General features: G+C 73.8%; 13 protein-coding genes. 7 read left to right on the plus strand and 6 right to left on the minus strand.

The genetic code is table 11. The features are described from left to right. Positions 1–130 precede the first annotated feature (130 nt). Positions 131–1258, minus strand: a complete 1128-nt coding sequence (locus D450_RS0103675) for a S1 family peptidase (RefSeq protein WP_017537324.1) — start codon at positions 1256–1258, stop codon at positions 131–133. 496 nt (positions 1259–1754) lie between these two features. Here D450_RS0103675 and D450_RS0103680 point away from each other — a divergent pair, with 496 nt between their 5' ends. Then, positions 1755–2381, plus strand: a complete 627-nt coding sequence (locus D450_RS0103680; RefSeq protein ID WP_017537325.1) for a TetR/AcrR family transcriptional regulator — start codon at positions 1755–1757, stop codon at positions 2379–2381. A 228-nt stretch (positions 2382–2609) separates the two neighbouring features. On the opposite strand, the gene D450_RS0103685 is transcribed toward D450_RS0103680, so the two are convergent. Next, positions 2610–4133 (minus strand): PucR family transcriptional regulator, encoded by a 1524-nt coding sequence (locus tag D450_RS0103685; RefSeq protein WP_017537326.1) that lies wholly within the window; start codon positions 4131–4133, stop codon positions 2610–2612. Between the two features lie 225 nt (positions 4134–4358). Between D450_RS0103685 and D450_RS0103690 the strand changes: the two genes are divergently transcribed. The 4 genes from D450_RS0103690 to D450_RS0103705 all read left to right on the plus strand — a co-directional run bounded on the left by D450_RS0103690 (position 4359) and on the right by D450_RS0103705 (position 10205). After that, on the plus strand, positions 4359–5930 hold the full coding sequence (locus D450_RS0103690) for a sodium:solute symporter (RefSeq protein ID WP_017537327.1): 1572 nt from the start codon (positions 4359–4361) through the stop codon (positions 5928–5930). 61 nt (positions 5931–5991) lie between these two features. Next, positions 5992–6936 (plus strand): agmatinase, encoded by a 945-nt coding sequence (gene speB / locus D450_RS0103695; protein WP_017537328.1) that lies wholly within the window; start codon positions 5992–5994, stop codon positions 6934–6936. 130 nt (positions 6937–7066) lie between these two features. Then, entirely contained in the window at positions 7067–8707 is a 1641-nt protein-coding gene (locus tag D450_RS0103700; RefSeq protein WP_017537329.1) for a thiamine pyrophosphate-binding protein, read from the plus strand. 58 nt (positions 8708–8765) lie between these two features. Continuing rightward, a complete protein-coding gene (locus D450_RS0103705; protein WP_017537330.1) occupies positions 8766–10205 on the plus strand; it encodes an aminobutyraldehyde dehydrogenase in 1440 nt (479 codons plus the stop codon). Positions 10206–10226: 21 nt separating this feature from the next. Here the strand turns inward: D450_RS0103705 and D450_RS0103710 are convergent, their stop codons facing one another. The 3 genes from D450_RS0103710 to D450_RS0103720 all read right to left on the minus strand — a co-directional run bounded on the left by D450_RS0103710 (position 10227) and on the right by D450_RS0103720 (position 12574). Continuing rightward, on the minus strand, positions 10227–10433 hold the full coding sequence (locus D450_RS0103710; RefSeq protein ID WP_017537331.1) for a hypothetical protein: 207 nt from the start codon (positions 10431–10433) through the stop codon (positions 10227–10229). A 49-nt stretch (positions 10434–10482) separates the two neighbouring features. Further along, positions 10483–11418: a Nal1-like putative serine protease gene (locus D450_RS0103715; protein ID WP_017537332.1), complete on the minus strand. Its 936-nt coding sequence runs from the start codon at positions 11416–11418 to the stop codon at positions 10483–10485. A gap of 184 nt (positions 11419–11602) precedes the next feature. Continuing rightward, entirely contained in the window at positions 11603–12574 is a 972-nt protein-coding gene (locus D450_RS0103720) for a bile acid:sodium symporter family protein (RefSeq protein ID WP_017537333.1), read from the minus strand. Positions 12575–12757: 183 nt separating this feature from the next. Here D450_RS0103720 and D450_RS0103725 point away from each other — a divergent pair, with 183 nt between their 5' ends. Both D450_RS0103725 and D450_RS0103730 read left to right on the plus strand, forming a co-directional pair. Beyond that, the gene (locus D450_RS0103725) at positions 12758–13927 is read left to right on the plus strand and encodes an FAD-dependent monooxygenase (protein WP_017537334.1); all 1170 of its coding nucleotides are present in this window, start codon (positions 12758–12760) and stop codon (positions 13925–13927) included. A 90-nt stretch (positions 13928–14017) separates the two neighbouring features. Beyond that, positions 14018–15235 (plus strand): cation:proton antiporter, encoded by a 1218-nt coding sequence (locus D450_RS0103730; RefSeq protein WP_017537335.1) that lies wholly within the window; start codon positions 14018–14020, stop codon positions 15233–15235. On the opposite strand, the gene D450_RS0103735 is transcribed toward D450_RS0103730, so the two are convergent. Beyond that, positions 15232–17790 carry a penicillin acylase family protein gene (locus D450_RS0103735; protein ID WP_051063551.1) on the minus strand — a complete coding sequence of 853 codons (2559 nt, stop codon included), beginning with the start codon at positions 17788–17790 and terminating at the stop codon, positions 15232–15234. The genes D450_RS0103730 and D450_RS0103735 overlap by 4 nt on opposite strands. Positions 17791–18029 lie beyond the last annotated feature (239 nt).

The raw sequence follows: 18029 nt of genomic DNA on the forward strand, positions 1-18029 counted from the left end.
TACAAGACCGACCGGTCGGTTCACCAGAGTGGGCGGTGCGGCGGGTGGTGCCGTCCGGCCCGCACGCGCCGGACGGCGGCGCCCCGCAGGGGCGCCGCCGCCGGTCAGAGGCAGGGGAAGGGGGACGGGGTCAGGTGGTGGTCAGGGACAGGCCCCACTGGCTGAGGATCGGGTTCACCGGCTGGAAGAAGGTGGTCCCGCCCCAGGAGCAGTTGCCCGAGCCGCCCGAGGTCACGCCCTGGGCCTGGTTGCCGCTCAGCCACGAGCCGCCGGAGTCGCCGGGCTCGGCGCAGGCGGTGGTGCGGGTCAGGCCGCGGACGGTGCCCTGCGGGTAGTTGACGGTCTGGTTCTTGGCCTGGATGGTGCCGCAGTGCCAGCCGGTGGTCGAGCCCGAGCGGCACACCGAGGCGCCGACGGAGGCCTCGTTGCTGCCGCGCACGGCCACGCGGCCGCCGCGGTAGTTGTTCACGTAGGGGCTGGGGGTCCAGCCGGAGTTGGCGCGCACATAGCCCATGTCGCGGCCGGGGAAGACCGAGCCGGCCACGCGGCCCGACTCGCCGGCCGATCCGCTCACGGAGGTGCCGGTGCTGCCGCAGTGCCCGGCGGTGACGAAGCCGCCGCGCACCGAGAAGCCGATCGAGCAGCGGCTGTTGCCCGGGGAGTAGGCGTCGCCGCCGACGATGGCGCCGAAGGTCTCGGGCTGGGCGTCGGCCTCCTCGACCACCACGGGGGCCGAGTCCAGGCCGGCGTCGGCGATGAGGTCCTCGGCCGCGTCCTCGGAGCCCTCCAGGGCCTCGACGACGACGGTGTTGGACTCCAGGTCGACGTGCCAGCCGGTGACCTCCTCCGACACGCCGTCCTCGGACGCGGCGTCCAGGTCGGCCATGGCGGCGTCGAGCTCGTCCTGGCTCGCCTCGACCACGCGCGTCTCGGCGCCGGTGGCCTCGACCGCCTCAACGGCGGAGGGGTCGGCGACCGAGACGGTCAGCTCGCGGGTCTCGGTGTCGAAGACCGCGCCGGCGAACGCCTCGCCGGCGGCCTTCTCGGCCTCCTTCTCGAGGGAGCGGGCGCTCTCCTCGGCCTTGAGCAGGTCGTCGGCCTGGCCGGAGGCCACACCGAGGTCGCGCTCGATCGCCTCGGCGAGCGGCTCGGTGCCCTCAGGGAAGGCGTCGGCCTGCGCGCCGGCGGGGGCGGCGGCGATCAGGCCCAGGGCCAGGGCCGATCCGCCGAGGATGCGAATACAGGGGGATTTCCGCACGTTCCTTACTCCTTGCGGTGGGGAGAATCGAACGGGTCGAGCGGTTCGGACGCCGCCGCTGGCGGGCGGGGGCGCCACNCCGGGGCAACCCGGCCTTGTGGGCCGGGCGGAGTGTCCACCGGACGATCGGTAAACAGTTGGCGACTATAAGCGAATCCTCCGCTGAGCAACACGGTTGTTGCACAACGTGCCTAGCGGAGGAGGGCGTGGTGATACATCGGAACAGCGGACGGCCCGCATTCGGGCGCACCGGTCCAACTCGGCGATCGGCTTTTAGCTGCGCCTTATCTCCTCAGGTCAGGCCGGTCGGAATGGGCCCCATAAGAGGCGGCGGGGAGCATATCCAGGGGGGTTTCCTGGCCGGATCAGGCCAACCGCTGTATACGGAGTGCAATCAACCGGGTACCCTGGTGCCGCCGTGCGGACCTCGTGCGGACCTTCGGCCCTGCCGACCGGCCGGGGCCGGCGCGGGCGCGCCTCGATAGGCTCGTGCGCTGTGGGCACCAAGCACAGGCGGCTCCCCCGGGAGGTCCGCGAGCAGCAGATGATCGACGCGGCCATCCGCGTCTTCTCCCGCCGGGGCTACCACAGCGCCGGCGTGGAGGAGATCGCGGAGGAGGCGGGCATCTCCAAGCCGATGGTCTACATCTACCTCGGCTCCAAGGAGGGCGTCTTCACCGCGTGCATCCGCCGCGAGGCCGACCGGCTGGTGGAGGCGGTCCGCGCCGGCGTCTCCGGCCGCGCCGCCCCCGAGGAGGGCCTGTGGGCGGGGCTGCGGGCGTTCTTCCAGTTCGTCGCCGACAACAGGGAGAGCTGGGTGGTCCTCTACCAGCAGGCCCGGACCCAGGGCGAGCCCTTCTCCCGCGAGGTCTTCCATGCGCGCTGCCGGGTGATGGAGGAGATCACCTCCCTGGTGGTCACGGGCACCGCCGCCCCGGACGGCGGGCGCCTGGTCTCCCAGAAGGACGCCGAGGTCCTGGCCCACCTCGCCGCAGGCGCCGCCGACGCCCTGACCGACTGGCTCCTCCAACACCCCGAGGAGACCCCCGAGACCCTGACCGAACGCATCGTCTCCCTGGCCCTGGCCGGAGCGGAGCGGTACACCGGATCGGGAAGGCCTTAGTACTGCAACGACAGGTCGGTCGGGGACCCGGCGGACACCCCCGCGGGCAGGCCCGTTGTTGATCTCGGGGAAGTCGGCCTTGTACCGGCCGGTACAAGGCCGACTTCCCCGAGATCAACAACGGAGAGGGCGCAAGCCGCACCACGGCGCCGGACACGGACACGACCCAGCGCCCCTGCGGCCCGCCGCCCGCCAAGCGGGCCGGAGCGGGGTACCTGCTACTCCGTATTAGCCCGTCGCCTGGCCCGCGCGTGTCACGGCGAACCACATCCGCATCCTCTGCTCGGGGTCGGACAGGTCGATGCCCAGGTCCCTTTCGATCCTTCCGATCCTGTAGCGCACGCTGTTCCTGTGGGCGCCCAGGTCGGCGGCGGTCCTGTCCCAGTTGCCGTTCCGGGCCAGCCATGCACGCAGGGTCCCGCGCAGCATGCGCGCGCTCTCGGTCTCGGCCGCCAACGGCCCCAACAGGCCCTCCGCCGCCCGTTCCGCCGCCGCCGGATCGATGACGGCCTCGAACGGGTCCTCCCCGCCCTGCGCCACCAGCGGGCGGGCCGCAGCGCGCGCCCGCACCAGCAGTGCGGCCGCCTCCCGGTCGGCCTCGGGCAGCTCCTGCACCGGGACCGGCCTGCTCAGCGCCCCCAGCCACCCCCGGCGGTACAGGTCGTCCAGCGCGTCGGCGTGCGCCCGGGCGTCCCCGAGGTCGGCTGCCACCGCCCGCACCGGCCCCTGGCCGCCCGGCGTCCCCGGGTCCGCGACCTCGGTGCCCAGGGCGGCCGCCGCGTCCGCCGCCGAGGGCGCGGGCCCCCGCCCGGCGCGCACCGCGTGCAGCACCCGGTAGCCGCCCTCCGGGGCTGCGTCGCCGGCCAGCGGGGCGAGCATCGGCCCCAGCCCCAGCGCCCCCTGCCCGTCCAGCAGCAGCCGGCACAGCAGGGGGCCGGGCGCCGCCGAGGCCGTCCCGCGCGAGAGCAGCCCCAGCAGCGCCACCGCCGTGCCCAGGACCGCCCGCTCGGCCATGTCCAGCGCCTCGGGGCGCCCCAGCACCAGCACGCCCTGTTCGCGCGGCGGCTCGCCCACCGCGTGCAGGAACACCTCGTCACCGCCGAGCACCGCCTTGGCGCTGCGTGGGCCCCGCGGGCGGCGCAGCCGCCCGACCAGCTCGGCCACCTCTGCGCCCAGCTCCCCGGGGGGCGAGGCGGCGCCCAGCCGCGCGTCCGCCCCCGGCCCGTCCAGCAGCACCGCCCAGCAGTCCAGGGCACCGGCCAGCGTGGACAGCACCCGCTCGGCGGGGGCGGCCGCGGTCACCGACCGCACCAGCGCCCGGTGCGCCTCGCTCACCCGGCGCACCGCCTCGACGCGGCCCTCCTCCACCAGCGCGCCGACCGCGCGCCCCACCGCCACGAACGGCGTGGTGCGGGCCACCTCCACCAGCGCCAGCCCGTGCGCGGCGCACCGCTCCACCAGGCCGCCCGGGACCTCGTCGAAGACCGGGGTCACCCCGAACCCCAGCGCGCCCGCGCCGGCCCGCACCAGTCCGGAGACGTACTCCTCCAGGTCGGCGGGGTCGGTGGACATGTTCACCCCGGCGGTCAGCACCAGCTCCCCGCCGATCAGGTAGGGGGCCGGGTCGCGCAGCTCGCTCACCGCGGCCCAGCGCACCGACGGCGGTTCCCCCACGGGCAGCACCACGGCGCGCAGCCCCAGGTCGCGCCGGTCCAGCAGGCTCTTGAGCGGCACGCTCCCGTCACCGTGCACCGGCCCCCCTCTCCGTCCGCCCGCTCCCCGGGCGCGTGTTTCCCGCAGGTCACCGACGAGGGGCCGGGGGAAGGGCGAACGAGACCGAACGACCAGGGAACGGGGACCGGACTGTATGGAACATCCAGTTACAGGCCAGCTTATGCGGCCTTAACGTGCAGGAATCCGGTGATCCGCGTCTCGGACCCCCGTAGGCCAGGACACTCCCCCGTTCGAGGAGCCCCCATGACGATCGACCTCGCGGTGATCGCGCTCTACCTGTCGGGCATGGTCGCCCTCGGCTGGTGGGGCATGCGCCGCACCCGCGACCGCTCCGACTACCTGGTCGCGGGCCGCAGGCTGGGCCCGTTCATGTACGCGGGCACCATGGCCGCCGTCGTCCTGGGCGGCGCCTCCACCATCGGCGGCGTCGGCCTGGGCTACACCTACGGCCTGTCCGGCGCCTGGATGGTCGGCGCGATCGGCGCCGGCATCATCGCGCTGCACGCCTTCTTCGCGCGCCGCATCTCCCGCCTGCGGGTCTACACCGTGGCCCAGATGCTCGACTTGCGCTACGGCGGCAACTCCCGCGCGGTGTCCGGCCTGGTCATGTGGGGCTACACCTTCATGCTCACGGTGCCCTCGACCCTGGCCTTCTCCACGGTGTTCAGCGGGCTGTTCGACATGCACCGCGCCGTCGCCGTCATCCTGGGCGGCGCGATCGTGGTCACCTACTCCGCCCTGGGCGGCATGTGGTCGGTGACGCTCACCGACATGGCCCAGTTCCTCATCAAGACCTTCGGCCTGCTGCTGGTCCTGACCCCCGTGGCCGTCCGGCACGCCGGCGGGTTCTCCGGGATGCGCGAATCGCTGGGACCCGACCACTTCGCGCCGTTCACCATCGGCGGCGGCACGATCCTCACCTACTTCCTCATCTACTCCCTGGGCATCCTCATCGGCCAGGACATCTGGCAGCGGGTCTTCACCGGCCGCAACGACGCCACCGTCACCGGCGGCGGGCTGGGCGCCGGGATCTACTGCCTGGTCTACGCCGTGGCCGGCGCGCTCATCGGCACCGCCGCGGCGGTGCTCTTCCCCGGCCTGGACAACCCCGACGACGCCTTCTCCGTCATCGTCGCCGACACCCTGCCGACGGGCCTGGCCGGGCTGGTGCTGGCCGCCGCCCTCTCGGCGGTCATGTCCACCGCCAGCGGCGCCCTGATCGCCTGCTCGGCGGTGACCTCCACCGACCTGATGCCCGAGGTGCGGCGGCTGTGGCGGCGCGGCACGGGCGGCGGGAACGACACCGGCGGCGAGAACGGCCAGGACGCCGGCGGCGGGCGCGACGGGGTCGCCTCCAACCGCATCACCACGCTGGTGCTGGGCGCGGGCACCATCGGGGTCTCCCTGCTCGTGGACGACGTGGTCGCCGGGCTGACCGTCGCCTACAACATCCTGGTCGGCGGCCTGCTCGTGGCCGTGCTCGGCGGGCTGGTGTGGAAGCGCGGCACCCGCGCCGGGGCCCTGGCCTCCATGCTCACCGGCTCGGTCACCGTCGTCGCCACGATGGCCGCCGAGGGGATGCTCGCCAACGAGCCCATCTACTACGGCCTGGGCGCCGCGCTGATCGCCTACGTCGCGGTCAGCCTCGCCACCAGGCCCACCGACCCCGCCGTCCTGGCCGCCTGGCAGCGCCGCGTCCGCGGCGGGGCCGGGCCCGGGGACGGCGCGGACGCCGGGGCGGCCGCGCACGAGCGGCCCGCCCCCGGCCCCGGCGACCGGACGAGCCCGGCCGCCGCACAGGAGGGGTCGGGCTGACCCGGCCCGCCCCTCCCGCGCTCTACCGACAGCGAACCCGACACCAGGAAGGCCCTCCACGATGTCCGCACCGATCGGCCCCACCGACTCCAGCCGCGTCCCCCGGTTCGCCGGGCCGGCGACCTTCGCCCGCCTGCCCCGGCTGGACCAGGTCGACCACGCCGGCATCGCGGTGGTGGGGGTGCCCTTCGACACGGGCGTCTCCTACCGGCCCGGCGCGCGGTTCGGCCCCGCCTCCATCCGCGAGGCCAGCCGCCTGCTGCGCCCCTACAACCCCGGACTCGACGTGTCGCCCTTCGCCGAGGTGCAGGTGGCCGACGGCGGCGACATCGCGGTCAACCCCTACTCCGTCGGCGACGCGGTGGAGACCCTCCAGGAGGCCGCCACCGGGTTCCTCCAGGCCGGGACCCGCATGGTCACCCTGGGCGGCGACCACACCATCGCCCTGCCGCTGCTGCGCGCGCTGCACGCTCAGCACGGCCCGATCGCGATGGTGCACTTCGACGCCCACCTGGACACCTGGGACACCTACTTCGGTGAGCCCTACACCCACGGCACCCCCTTCCGCCGTGCCGTGGAGGAGGGCATCCTCGACACCGAGGCCATCTGCCACGTGGGCACCCGCGGCCCCCTCTACGGCAAGAAGGACCTGGAGGACGACCGCCGGTTCGGCTTCGGCATCGTCACCGCCGCCGACGTGATGCGCAAGGGCGTCGACGAGATCTCCGACGCGCTCCGGCAGCGGGTGGGGAACCGGCCGCTGTACGTGTCGGTCGACATCGACGTGCTCGACCCCGCGCACGCCCCGGGCACCGGCACCCCCGAGGCCGGCGGGATGACCAGCCGCGAACTGCTGGAGATCCTGCGCGGCCTGGGCTCGTGCAACCTGGTCGGCGCCGACGTCGTCGAGGTCGCCCCGGCCTACGACCACGCGCAGATCACCGCCACCGCCGCCAGCCACGTCGCCTACGACCTGGTCAGCGTCCTGGCCCTGAACAAGGGCTGACCGGCCGCCGCGGCGCCGCCCCTCCCGTCCGCTCCCTGCGGGGCGGCGCCGCGGCCCCGAAAGCACCCAGCCGTCCCCCCGAGCCGAACCGCACCGAACCGCACTGAACCGCACCGAAAGGCCGTGCCCCGTGACCCGACCCCGCAACGGCGGCGATGTCGCCGTCGAGACGCTGATCGCCCTTGGGGCCCACACCGCGTTCGGCATCCCCGGCCAGCACGCGCTCGGACTGTTCGACGCCCTGCACGCCCGGCCCGAGGTGCGGTTCGTCTCCAGCAGGGTGGAGAACAACGCCGCGTTCGCCGCCGACGGGCACGCGCGCCTGACGGGGGAGGTCACGCCCCTGCTGGTGTCGACCGGGCCCGGGGCCCTGCTCACCCTGGCCTCCATCCAGGAGGCGGCGGCCGCGTCGGCGCCGGTGCTGTGCATCAGCAGCCAGATCCCCTCCGAGGGGTTGGGCGGCGCGCGGCGCGGGTTCCTGCACGAGCTGCCCGACCAGTCGGCCGCGGCCCGAGGGGTCGTCAAGTCCGTGCACACGGTGCGCCATGCGTCGCAGATCCCTTCGGCCATCGCCGAGGCCTGGCGCAGCGCCGCGTCGGCGCCCGCAGGGCCCACCTGGGTGGAAATCCCTCAGGACGTCCTTCTCGGCCCGGCCGGGCTGCCCGCGGTCGCCGACGTCGACGGCGCCCCGGAGCCCCTGTGCCCCCGGGCCGAGCTGGTGGAGGAGGCGGCGCGCCTGCTCGACGGGGCGGAGCGGCCCGTCGTCCTCGCAGGAGGCGGTGTGTCCCGGGCCGGGGCGCAGGACGCGCTGCTGCGCCTGGCCGAGCACGTGCAGGCGCCGGTCGCCTGCACCTTCGGCGGCAAGGACGCCTTCCCCTGGGACCACCCGCTCTCCCTGCAGTCCTGGCTGGAGGACCGCCATACCACCGACTACCTGGAGCAGGCCGACGTTCTCCTCGTCGTCGGCTCCGGCCTGGGCGAGCTGTCCAGCAATTACCACACGATGCGCCCCAAGGGCCGTGTCATCCAGATCGAGGCCGACCTGGGCAAGCTGGAGGCCAACGGCACCGCGCTCGGCCTCCACGCCGATGCGGCCGCCGCCTTGGAGGCGATCTCGGCGCGCCTCAGGCCTCGGGAGGGCTCGGAACGCGCTGAGCGCCGGGAGCGCGCCGAGCGGGAGACCGCCCAGGTCAAGCGCAAGGTGGCCGAGCGCCTGGCAGGACAGGACCTGGAGACCGAGACCCGCGTCCTCCAGGCCGTGCGCGAGGCGCTGCCCGACGGTGCCCCCAGCTACTGGGACATGACGGTCCTCGGCTACTGGGCCTGGTCGGCCTGGGACCCGAGGGGCGGCGCGATGCACAGCGCCCAGGGCACCGGCGGCCTCGGCTACGGCCTGCCCGCCGCGCTGGGAGCGGCCGCCGCCCACGACGGGCCCGTGCTCGCGGTCTCCGGCGACGGCGGCGCGATGTACGGCATCGCCGAGCTGGCCACCGCCCGCCAGCACGACCTGGACGTCACCTGGCTGATCGTCGACGACGGCGGCTACGGCATCCTCCGCGAGTACATGAACGGCGCCTTCGGCCGCGCCTCCCACACCGAACTGGCCCGCCCCGACTTCGCCGCGCTCGCCGGGTCCTTCGGGGTGCCCGCGGTGCTCTCCAGCGTCGAACGGCTCGGCGACGACCTGGCCGCCGCTCTGGCCGCCCCCGGCCCCAGCGTCGTCGTCCTGCCCGCCGTGCTGCGCATGTTCGCCCCCACGCACTTGGACTGACCGGCCGGTGGAACGCACCCGTTCGACGATGAACCGAAGAAGAGAGGCGACCGACCCGATGCGCACCCGTGAGTTCGACACCCTGCCGGCCTTCATCGCGGGGGACTTCGTCCCCGCCGCCGACGGCCGCACCCTGGAGCTGACCGACCCGGTCACCGAAGCGCGCGCGGGGCAGGCGGTCGTGTGCGGCGCCCCGGAGGCGGAGGCCGCGATGGAGGCGGCCCAGGGCGCGTTCCGCACCTGGCGCAGGGCCTCCCCGGCCCAGCGCCAGGACGCCCTGCTCGCCATCGCCGACGCCCTGCGTGAGCGGGCCGGGGAGTTCGCCGACGCCGAATGCCGCGAGACCGGCAAGCCCCGCTCCTCCATGCTGGAGGAGGAGATCCCGATGTGCGTGGACAACCTGCGCTTCTTCGCCGGGGCGGCCCGGCACCTTGAAGGGCGCTCGGCCGCCGAGTACATGGAGGGCTGCACTTCCTGGATCCGGCGCGAGCCGGTCGGGGTGTGCGCGCAGATCACGCCGTGGAACTACCCGCTGATGATGGCGGTCTGGAAGATCGCCCCCGCCCTCGCGGCGGGCAACACCGCCGTGCTCAAGCCGGCCGAGAGCACGCCGACCACGACCGTGATGCTCGCCGAGATCGCCGCCCCCCGCCTTCCCCAGGGCGCGCTCAACGTCCTGCCCGGGGACCGCGACACCGGGCGGCTCGTGGTCGAGCACCGCGTGCCGCAGCTCGTCTCGCTCACCGGCTCCACGCGCGCGGGCGTCCAGGTCGCCAAGTCCGCCTCCGAGGACCTGAAGCGCCCGCACCTCGAGCTCGGGGGCAACGCCCCCTGCGTGGTCTTCGAGGACGCCGACATCCCCGCGGCCGTGCAGGGCATCCTGGCGGGCGGGATGCTCAACGCCGGGCAGGACTGCACCGCCGCCAGCCGGGTCATCGTCCACGAGCCGGTCCGCGAGGCCTTCACCGCCGAGCTCGCAGCGCGCGCGTCGGAGCAGCGCACCGGCCGCCCGGTCACCGAGGAGTCCGACTTCGGACCGCTCAACAACGCCGACCAGTTCGGCCGGGTCCTCGGGCTCCTGGAACGCCTCCCCTCGCACGCCGAGGTGGAGACGGGCGGCACCCGGGTGGGGGAGCGCGGCTACTTCATCGCGCCCACCGTCGTCTCGGGCCTGCGCCAGGACGACGAGATCGTGCGCGAGGAGATCTTCGGGCCGGTCCTGACCGTGCAGTCCTTCACCACCGAGGAGGAGGCCGTCGAACTGGCCAACGGGGTCGAGCAGGGGCTGGCGTCGTCGGTGTGGACCCGGGACCACGCCCGCGCGCTGCGCATGAGCGGCGAGCTGGACTTCGGCGCCGTCTGGGTCAACACTCACGGCGGCCTCGCATCGGAGATGCCGCACGGCGGGTTCAAGGGCTCGGGCTACGGCAAGGACCTGTCGGCCTACAGCCTGGAGGACTACACGCGCGTCAAGCACGTGATGAGCGCCCTGGCCTGACAGGGCGGGGCCGGGCGGCGGTCAGCCGCCCGGCCCCTGCCCGGGGTCCTGCCCCGAATCCTGCTCCCGGGGCTCGACCGGCCCCACCACGCGCCAGAGCAGGGGGACCTCGCCCGGCCCGTCCTCGGGTGAGTCGACCGGCTGGCGGTCCGGAGGAGCCGCGTCGAGCGGGCGCTCCAGCAGGACCTCCACCGCGAAGCCGGCCTGCGGCCCGCCGCTGATGCCCACGCCCCGCACCCGCGGGGCGGCGCCCCCCCCCCCNCCTGGCGCAGCGTCGTCACGGCGCGGCCAGGCGGGCGCCGAACGCCTCCAGCACCGCGCAGATCGGGTTGGCGTAGGTCAGCCCGGTGCCGTCGGGGCCGCCGAAGCGGCTGCCGGCGAACAGCAGGCCGACCGCCTCGCGCTCCTCGCCGGTCCAGATCAGCGATCCGGAGTCGCCGCCGGCGCTGAACGGGGCGCCGTCGCCGGAGACCTCCAGCTGGTCGTCGAAGACCAGCGTGCCGCCGGGGAAGGCCACGCGCAGCCCGTCCACCTCGAAGGCGGTGATCCGGCCGCGGGTGTGCCCGGTCGTGCGCCCCACCTTCTCCACGGCCCTCGCGCCCCCGGGCTCCGGGGCGGCCCCGGTGACAGGGCCTCCCGGGTAGCGGCCGGGGTCGTGGCCGGCCCGGTCGTCGACCCGCGCGATCGCGGCGTCCACCACGTTCGCCCGCACGTCGCTCAGCTCGCTCATCGCGGCGAGCTCGCCGACGCGGTCGCAGTCCTCGCGGCCGCCGTCGGCGATGCCGGGCTGCAGCGCCGGGTCGCCGATGCGCGCCCGGCCGGTGTTCCCGAGCACGTGGTTGTTGGACAGCGCGTAGAGCGCGCCGTCGACCTCGACGAACGCCCCGAGCGTGCCGGCGGTGACCTCCGGGTGGCCGACCGAGCAGCCGGGGACCAGCGGCCGGAGCGGCTTGCGCAGGGCGTCCGGGGCGAAGGGGGACAGGGCCTGGACCTCGCCCACCTCCACGACGTCGACCTCGCCGCGGGCCTCATCGGAGATCTGCGCGAGCAGGTCGCTCACGGGTGCGCTCTCCCGCACCCGCACCGCCAGCCTGAACCGGCCCTGCTGGGGCTCACCGATCCCCAGGGCGAGGGTGGGGGCGGCGGCGTCGGCGGGGGCGACCATCCGGCCGCGCAGTCTGTTCTTGAGTTCTCGGCAGGAATCCAGGTGCATGGCGTCTCCGGGGGGAGGGGAGGGGCCGCTCGGCAGGTATGTACGGACGGCTCACATTCGAATACGGACAGTAGTTGTGCAGGTGCGGGGCGCGCCGGTCGGAACACCGCCCATAACCTGGGGAAAGGCGTTCCGCGGTGCGTCCTACCTGCGGTTGTACCCCGGCCGCGCCGGATCTCCCGTCCTAGCGCGAAGAACGCGCGGGATCCGGCCCCTCGTCGGCCGCCTCACCGGTCGGGCGGCGCGCCCACAGGGTCGCCGCCAGGGCCCCGGACATGTTGTGCCACACCGAGAACAGGGCGCCCGGAAGCGCGGCGAGCGGGGCGAAGTGGGCCGCCGCCAGCGCCGAGGCCAGCCCCGAGTTCTGCATGCCGACCTCGATGGCCACCGCGCGGCGCGCCGACTCCGGCAGGCCCGTGGCGCACCCCACGCCGTACCCCAGCGCCAGGCCGCACAGGTTGTGCAGCACCACCGCTGCGCCCAGCAGCAGGCCGGTGGAGGCGACCGCGTCGGCGTTGGCGCCGACCACCGCGGCCACCACGACCACGATGCCGCCCACCGAGACCAGCGGCAGCAGCGGCAGCACCCGGGCCACCAAGCGGCCGGCCAGCGCGCGCAGGGCCAGGCCCATCAGCACCGGGACCAGGACGACCTCCAGGATCGACACGAACAGATCACCCGCGTCCACCGGCAGCGTCGACCCGGCCAGCCCCAGCACCAGCAGCGGCGTGACCAGGGGCGCCAGCAGCGTGGACAGCGAGGTCATGGCCACCGACAGGGCCACGTCGCCGCGGGCCAGGTAGACGATGACGTTGGAGGCCGTCCCGCCGGGCGAGGCGCCGACCAGCACCATCCCCACCACCAGCAGCGGCTCCAGGCCGAACAGGTGGGCGATGCCCCAGCCCAGCAGCGGCATCACCACGAACTGGGCGGCCACCCCCAGCAGCACCGCCTTGGGGTGCTTGGCGACGATCGTGAAGTCCACCGGCCGCATCGTCAGGCCCATCCCGAACATGATCACGCCCAGCAGCAGGGCGATGTGCGGGGCCAGCGCGGCGGAGCGCTCCGGCAGCAGCATCCCGGCGACCGCTCCGGCCAGGACCAGCAGGGCGAACCAGCGCCCCACGAACGAGGCGATGCGCTCCAAGAACGCCATGGTCCGCTCACTCCCTCACCGCATCCGGGGCATCCGCGCCGCTCCGGGCGCGTCCGACCCGCGGAATTCTACGGCGGCGCCGCCGGCCGGAACCGGGCGGGGCGCCGGCGGTGCAGGGCGGGGGTGGCAGAGTGGGGGCGACGGCAGGGGCCCGACGGCTGCGGAAGGGACGGTGGTGCCACCGTGCACGCGCTCATCATCGGGGGCGGCATCGCAGGGCTCGCGTCCGCACTGGCACTGGAGCGGGTCGGGGTCCTTGCCACGGTCCACGAGGCGCACCCGCGCAGCGGCGAGGACATCGGGGCGTTCCTGACCATCGCGGGCAACGGCATGCGCTCCCTGGACCGGTTGGGGGCGGCCGAGGCGGTGGCCGAGACCGGGTTCGCGCTCACCGGCCTGCGCTCGGCGACGCCGGACGGGCAGGTGCAGGCCGATCGGCGCTTGGACGCGCCGGGGGACCCGCTCAGCCGGTTCCGCTGCCTGCGCAGGGCGGACCTGCGGCGTGCGCTGCACGACGAGGCGGTGCGGCGCGGGATCACCGTCCGCCAAGGGGAGCGCTTCATCTCCGCACGCCACGACGGACAGGGGAGCGTCTCGGCCGTGTTCTCCGGCGGCGGCGAGGCCTCGGGCGACGTACTGGTGGGTGCCGACGGGCTCGGCTCGTCCGTGCGGTCCTACGTCGACCCCGGCAGAGGGGGCGCGGCCGGCATCCGCTACGCCGGACAGAACATCTTCTACGGCTACACGCGCGACCATGAGCCGCCGCACGCGCGCGGCAGGATCGACATGATCCGGGGCCAGGGCTGGTTCTTCGGCTACACCGTCTCCCCGGAAGGCGAGGTGTTCTGGTTCGCCCGCCTGAGCGCCCCGGAACTGACGCGTGAGGAGCTCTCCTTCCCTGACCCCGGGGCCTGGGAGCGCCGACTGATGCCGGCCTTGGGGGACGCACCCGTGCCCGCGCGCATCGTGGAGGCGACGGGGGAGCGGGTGATGGCGACCAACGCCCACGACATCGCGCCGGGCGCCCCCTGGCGCAAGGGGAGCGCGCTGCTCATCGGGGACGCCGCGCACGCCGCCTCCCCGGCCACGGGGCAGGGCGCCTCCATGGCGGCCGAGGACGCCGTCGTGCTGGCCAAGGCGCTGCGGGACTGCGACGGGACGGAGGCGGCCCTGAACGCCTACGAGGAGGTGCGGCGAGGGCGGGTCGAGGAGAACGTCCGACGCAGCCGCGACATGAGCTTGGAGCGCCCGGTGGAGCCGGTCGACCCGGAGACCGCTCGCCGGCGGGAGGAGGAGCTCTCCCGCGCGCTCGACTGGGACATCCCGCTCACCGCCCTCACTGCTCGCCCCTGACTCACGGGCAGGGCGCTCACCTGGGCGTGTCACCCCGGGCGACACCGTTTTCGCGCATAGGGTTCCCCTGCGTTCGGCGGAGGGGGAGACGTGGAAGAGGCGGGCGCTGAAGCCCTGGGCATCCTGCTCGTGATCCTGGTGGCGGCCTTCCTGGCGCCCCTGGTGAGCGACCATCTCGCGCGCTGGGTGCTGATTCCGGCCACCGTCCTGGAGATCGTCTTCGGGATCGTCCTGGGGCCGGCGGTCCTCGGCGTCGTGCACGAGCACGAGGCCATCGGGATGCTCGCCGACCTCGGACTGGCCCTGCTGATGTTCATGGCGGGGTACGAGATCGACTTCGCCCGGATCGCGGGGCGTCCGCTCAGGCGCGCGCTGCTGGCCTGGATCGTCTCGGTCGCTGTAGGACTGCTCCTGGCCGGGGCGGCGTTCGGGGCGTCCCAGACGGCGCTGATCGTCGGGCTGGCGCTGACCACCACGGCGCTGGGAACGGTGCTGCCCATCCTGCGCGACGCCGGGGCGCTCCAAGGCCCCTTCGGCACGCGCTTCCTGGCGTCGGGCACGGTGGGCGAGTTCGGGCCGATCGTGCTCATCGCCCTCCTGCTCAGCGGCTACCGCCCGCTGGAGGGCACCCTCCTGCTGCTCGGGTTCTTCGCACTGGCAGGGCTGGCGGCCTGGCGGGCCACCCGCCCGCCCTCGGAGCGGCTGGGACGGCTCCTCCGGGCCACGCTCGGCTCCAGCGCGCAGCTGGCGGTGCGGCTGTGCATGCTGCTGACCGTCCTGCTGGTCTGGGTGGCCGCGAGCATGCGGCTGGACGCGCTGCTGGGGGCGTTCGCCGCCGGGGTGATCGTACGGCTCATGCTCACGACCAACCACCCCGAGGAGGCGGAGGAGGTCGAGTCGAAGATGGACGCGCTCGGCTTCGGGTTCCTCATCCCCCTGTTCTTCGTGATGACCGGCGTCCGCTTCGACCTGAGGGCGCTCCTGGCCGACCCGGTCGCCCTGCTGCTGGTCCCGGTGTTCCTGGCGGCCTTCCTGGTGGTGCGCGGAGGACCGGACTACCTCCTGTCGAAGGGGGACCTGCCCGGAGGGCAGCGCGTGCCGCTGGCCCTGATGTCGGCGACGGCGCTGCCCCTCGTCGTCGTCCTGACCGCCATCGGCCAGGAGACCGGCGCCCTCGACGGAGCGCTGTCCGCGTCCTTGGTCGGTGCGGCGATGCTCAGCGTATTGGTGCTCCCCCAGGTCGGAGGGGTCCTGCTGCGCCGCGCGGCACGTGCGGAGAACGGAACCGCCCCGTCCCCAGGGGATTAGGGGACGAGAACGAGGGTGTCCTCAGCCGCCTCCTCCACGGCACCACGGGTGAAGGGCATCGGAACGGTCTCCCCGGTCGCCCACGCCTCGGTCTGGGAACCGCGGTCCGGGTGGAAGGCGTGCCCGGAGGGACCGGTCAGGTCGATCCAGCGTGCGGCGTCCAGGTCGTCCATGTCCACGGCCATGCGCATGGACGGCACCCACGTCACCTCATAGCCCTCCGCATGGTCCCAGCCTGTGGCGTTCACCGTGCTGGAGCCTCCGGACGTCTGGACAGGGCCGCCGTTGAAGATCCACTCGACCGGGCCGATGCCCGACGTGCCCAGGGACGGGTGCGTGGGGGTGAGGGTGTGCATCTCGCCCCAGCGCCACTCTGACGGGTCGTCGCCGAAGCGCTCCGACAGCTCGTCGGCGGCCTGCTCCATGGAGGCGGCGAGGACCGCGTCCCGGCCGCTCACCTCTTCGCCCTGCCACCAGGGGGAGTCCGGGTCCTCAAGGAGTCGCGACACCACGAGCCAACCGCGCGACGAACCCCCCATCGGGTACTCCTCGGGGAGCTCGTCGAAGGTCAGGCCGAGCAGGCGAGGCCACACGGCGTTGTAGAACGCTGCCCCGGCCGAGTCGGCGTCCTGGTCCATGTCCCAGTCGGCCAGGACCTCTTGGGCCCGGGCCGCGGGGCCGTCGACGTCCGCCTCCAGCAGGAACGGCACGACGTCGCGTGCGCCCAGGTGGGCGGTGTCCATCTGCAGGCGGATCATGTCCTCGGCGGTGAGTCCGTCACCGGCGTCGACCTCCTCCTGCAAGAGTTCGTGAATGCGGGCCGCCCTGTAGCCGTGGTCCCAGTCCTCGGTGAGGAAGTGCGGGTAGTCGGAACCGACGGCGGCCTGGTTGGCGGTGACGATGACGCCTGAGTCGGGATTGCGCACCGACGGCAGGTCCTCGAAGTCGAGGTAACCCTCCCAGTCATAGGAGGAGTCCCAGCCGGGGGCCGGCCAGCGGCCGTCGCCCTTCCCACGTACCGGGACGGTGCCCGGGGCCTGGTAGCCGATGGTGCCTTCGGTGTCGGCGTAGATGAGGTTCTGCGCGGGGACCTCGAAGGAGCGCGCGGCGTCGCGGAACTCCTCGAAGTCCGAGGCCGTGGACATGGAGAAGATCGCGTCGGCCGTCGTGCCGGGGGTCAGCGCCGTCCAGGCCAGTGAGACCGCGTACCCGCCGTCCTCAGGCTCTCCACCCGTCCGCTCGACCGGCTCCCCGTCGGTGTCGACCGGCGGCGCCTCGCCGAACCCGCGCAGATCGAGGGCGGCCTCGGCGTCGGAGAGCACGGGACCGTGGCGGGTGGAGCGGACGGTGAACTCGACCGGCTCGCCGTCGGCCACCCGCACGGTCTCCTCGCGGGTCTCCAGCGGCTCGGGCTCTCCGTCGACGACGGCGGCGCCGTCCTCGATCCGCTCCAGGTACAGGTCGGCCACGTCGGGGCCGAGGTTGGTGAAGCCCCAGGAGACGTCGGCATTGTGCCCGATGACGACGCCGGGCAGCCCGGCGAAGGAGAAGCCGGTGACGTCGAAGGGGCACGCCTCGCCGGGATCGGTGCAGTGCAGGCCGGTCTGGTACCAGATGGAGGGCATCTGCGGGCCCAAGTGGGGGTCGTTGGCCAGGACGGGCAGGCCCGAAGCGGTGTGCTCGCCGGAGACCACCCAGGAGTTGGATCCCAGGTCGGGGCCTTCGGGACCGAGGAGGGAGGGGACCGAGTCCAGCCCCGCGCCGACCTCCTGGAGGACGGGAGCGGCCGGGGCCGGCGCGTCGTCCGCCGGCGCCTCCTCACGGCCTTCCTCATCCCCCTTCCCGTCCTCCTCCTGCACGATCGTGGGGTGCTCCTCCTCCGGGAAGTCCGGGTACAGCTCCTCGATCTGCTCCCGGTCGAGCCCGGAGGCCAGCAGGGAGGCGCGCTCGATCTCGTCCTCCATGTTGCCGCGCAGGTCCCAGGCCATGGCCTTGAGCCAGGCGAGGCTGTCGGTCGGCGTCCACTCCTCGACCTCGTGGTCCGGCGCGAGGAACGCGAGCACGGAGAACTCGAGCCCCAGCTCACCGCCGTCGCGCTCGGCCAGGTAGGCGTTGACGCCCTCGGCATAGGCGTCGAGGTAGGCCCGCGTCTCGGGCTCGAGCAGCTCGTACTCCTGCTCGGCGACGTGGCGCCACCCCATGGTGCGCAGGTAGACGTCGGTCTCGACCTGCTCCTCACCGAACATCTCCGCCAGGCGCCCGGAGGTCGTCATCCGGTTGAAGTGCATCTGCCAGAACCGGTCCTGGGCGTGGACGAAGCCCTGGGCCTTGAACAGGTCCTCGGCCGAGTCCGCGTAGATCTGCGGGATCCCGCTCCGATCGCGGTACACCGTGACCTCGCTCTCCAGCCCCGGCACCGCGATCTCCCCATCCACCTGCGGAAACGCACGCTGGACGGTCCAGAACCCGACCCCTGCCGCCACCAGCACCAGCACGAGGACCACGGACAGGGGGATGAGGACCCATCGTTTGACGGGCCGTGTGATACGCACCATATGCGTAATATAGACCGACCGGTCGGGAGGACGACACGCCGGGGGTGATCATGGGCCCCGCCCGCGTCGCTTCCGGGCGTTCCCGGTCGCGGAGGACGGGGGACGTGCGCGGCTGCGGCCAGCGCTCCGAGGGGAAAGGGGGCGCCGTGGTGTGAGAAGGAAAGGCGGGGCGGCCGTTCGGATGTGGCTGTAGAAGGCGAAGGTCGAATTTATTGTCGACGACACTGGTGCGGTTTCAG

Origin of the sequence: Nocardiopsis halophila DSM 44494 (assembly GCF_000341245.1) — a bacterium.
GTDB classification, from domain to species: Bacteria; Actinomycetota; Actinomycetes; order Streptosporangiales; family Streptosporangiaceae; genus Nocardiopsis_A; species Nocardiopsis_A halophila.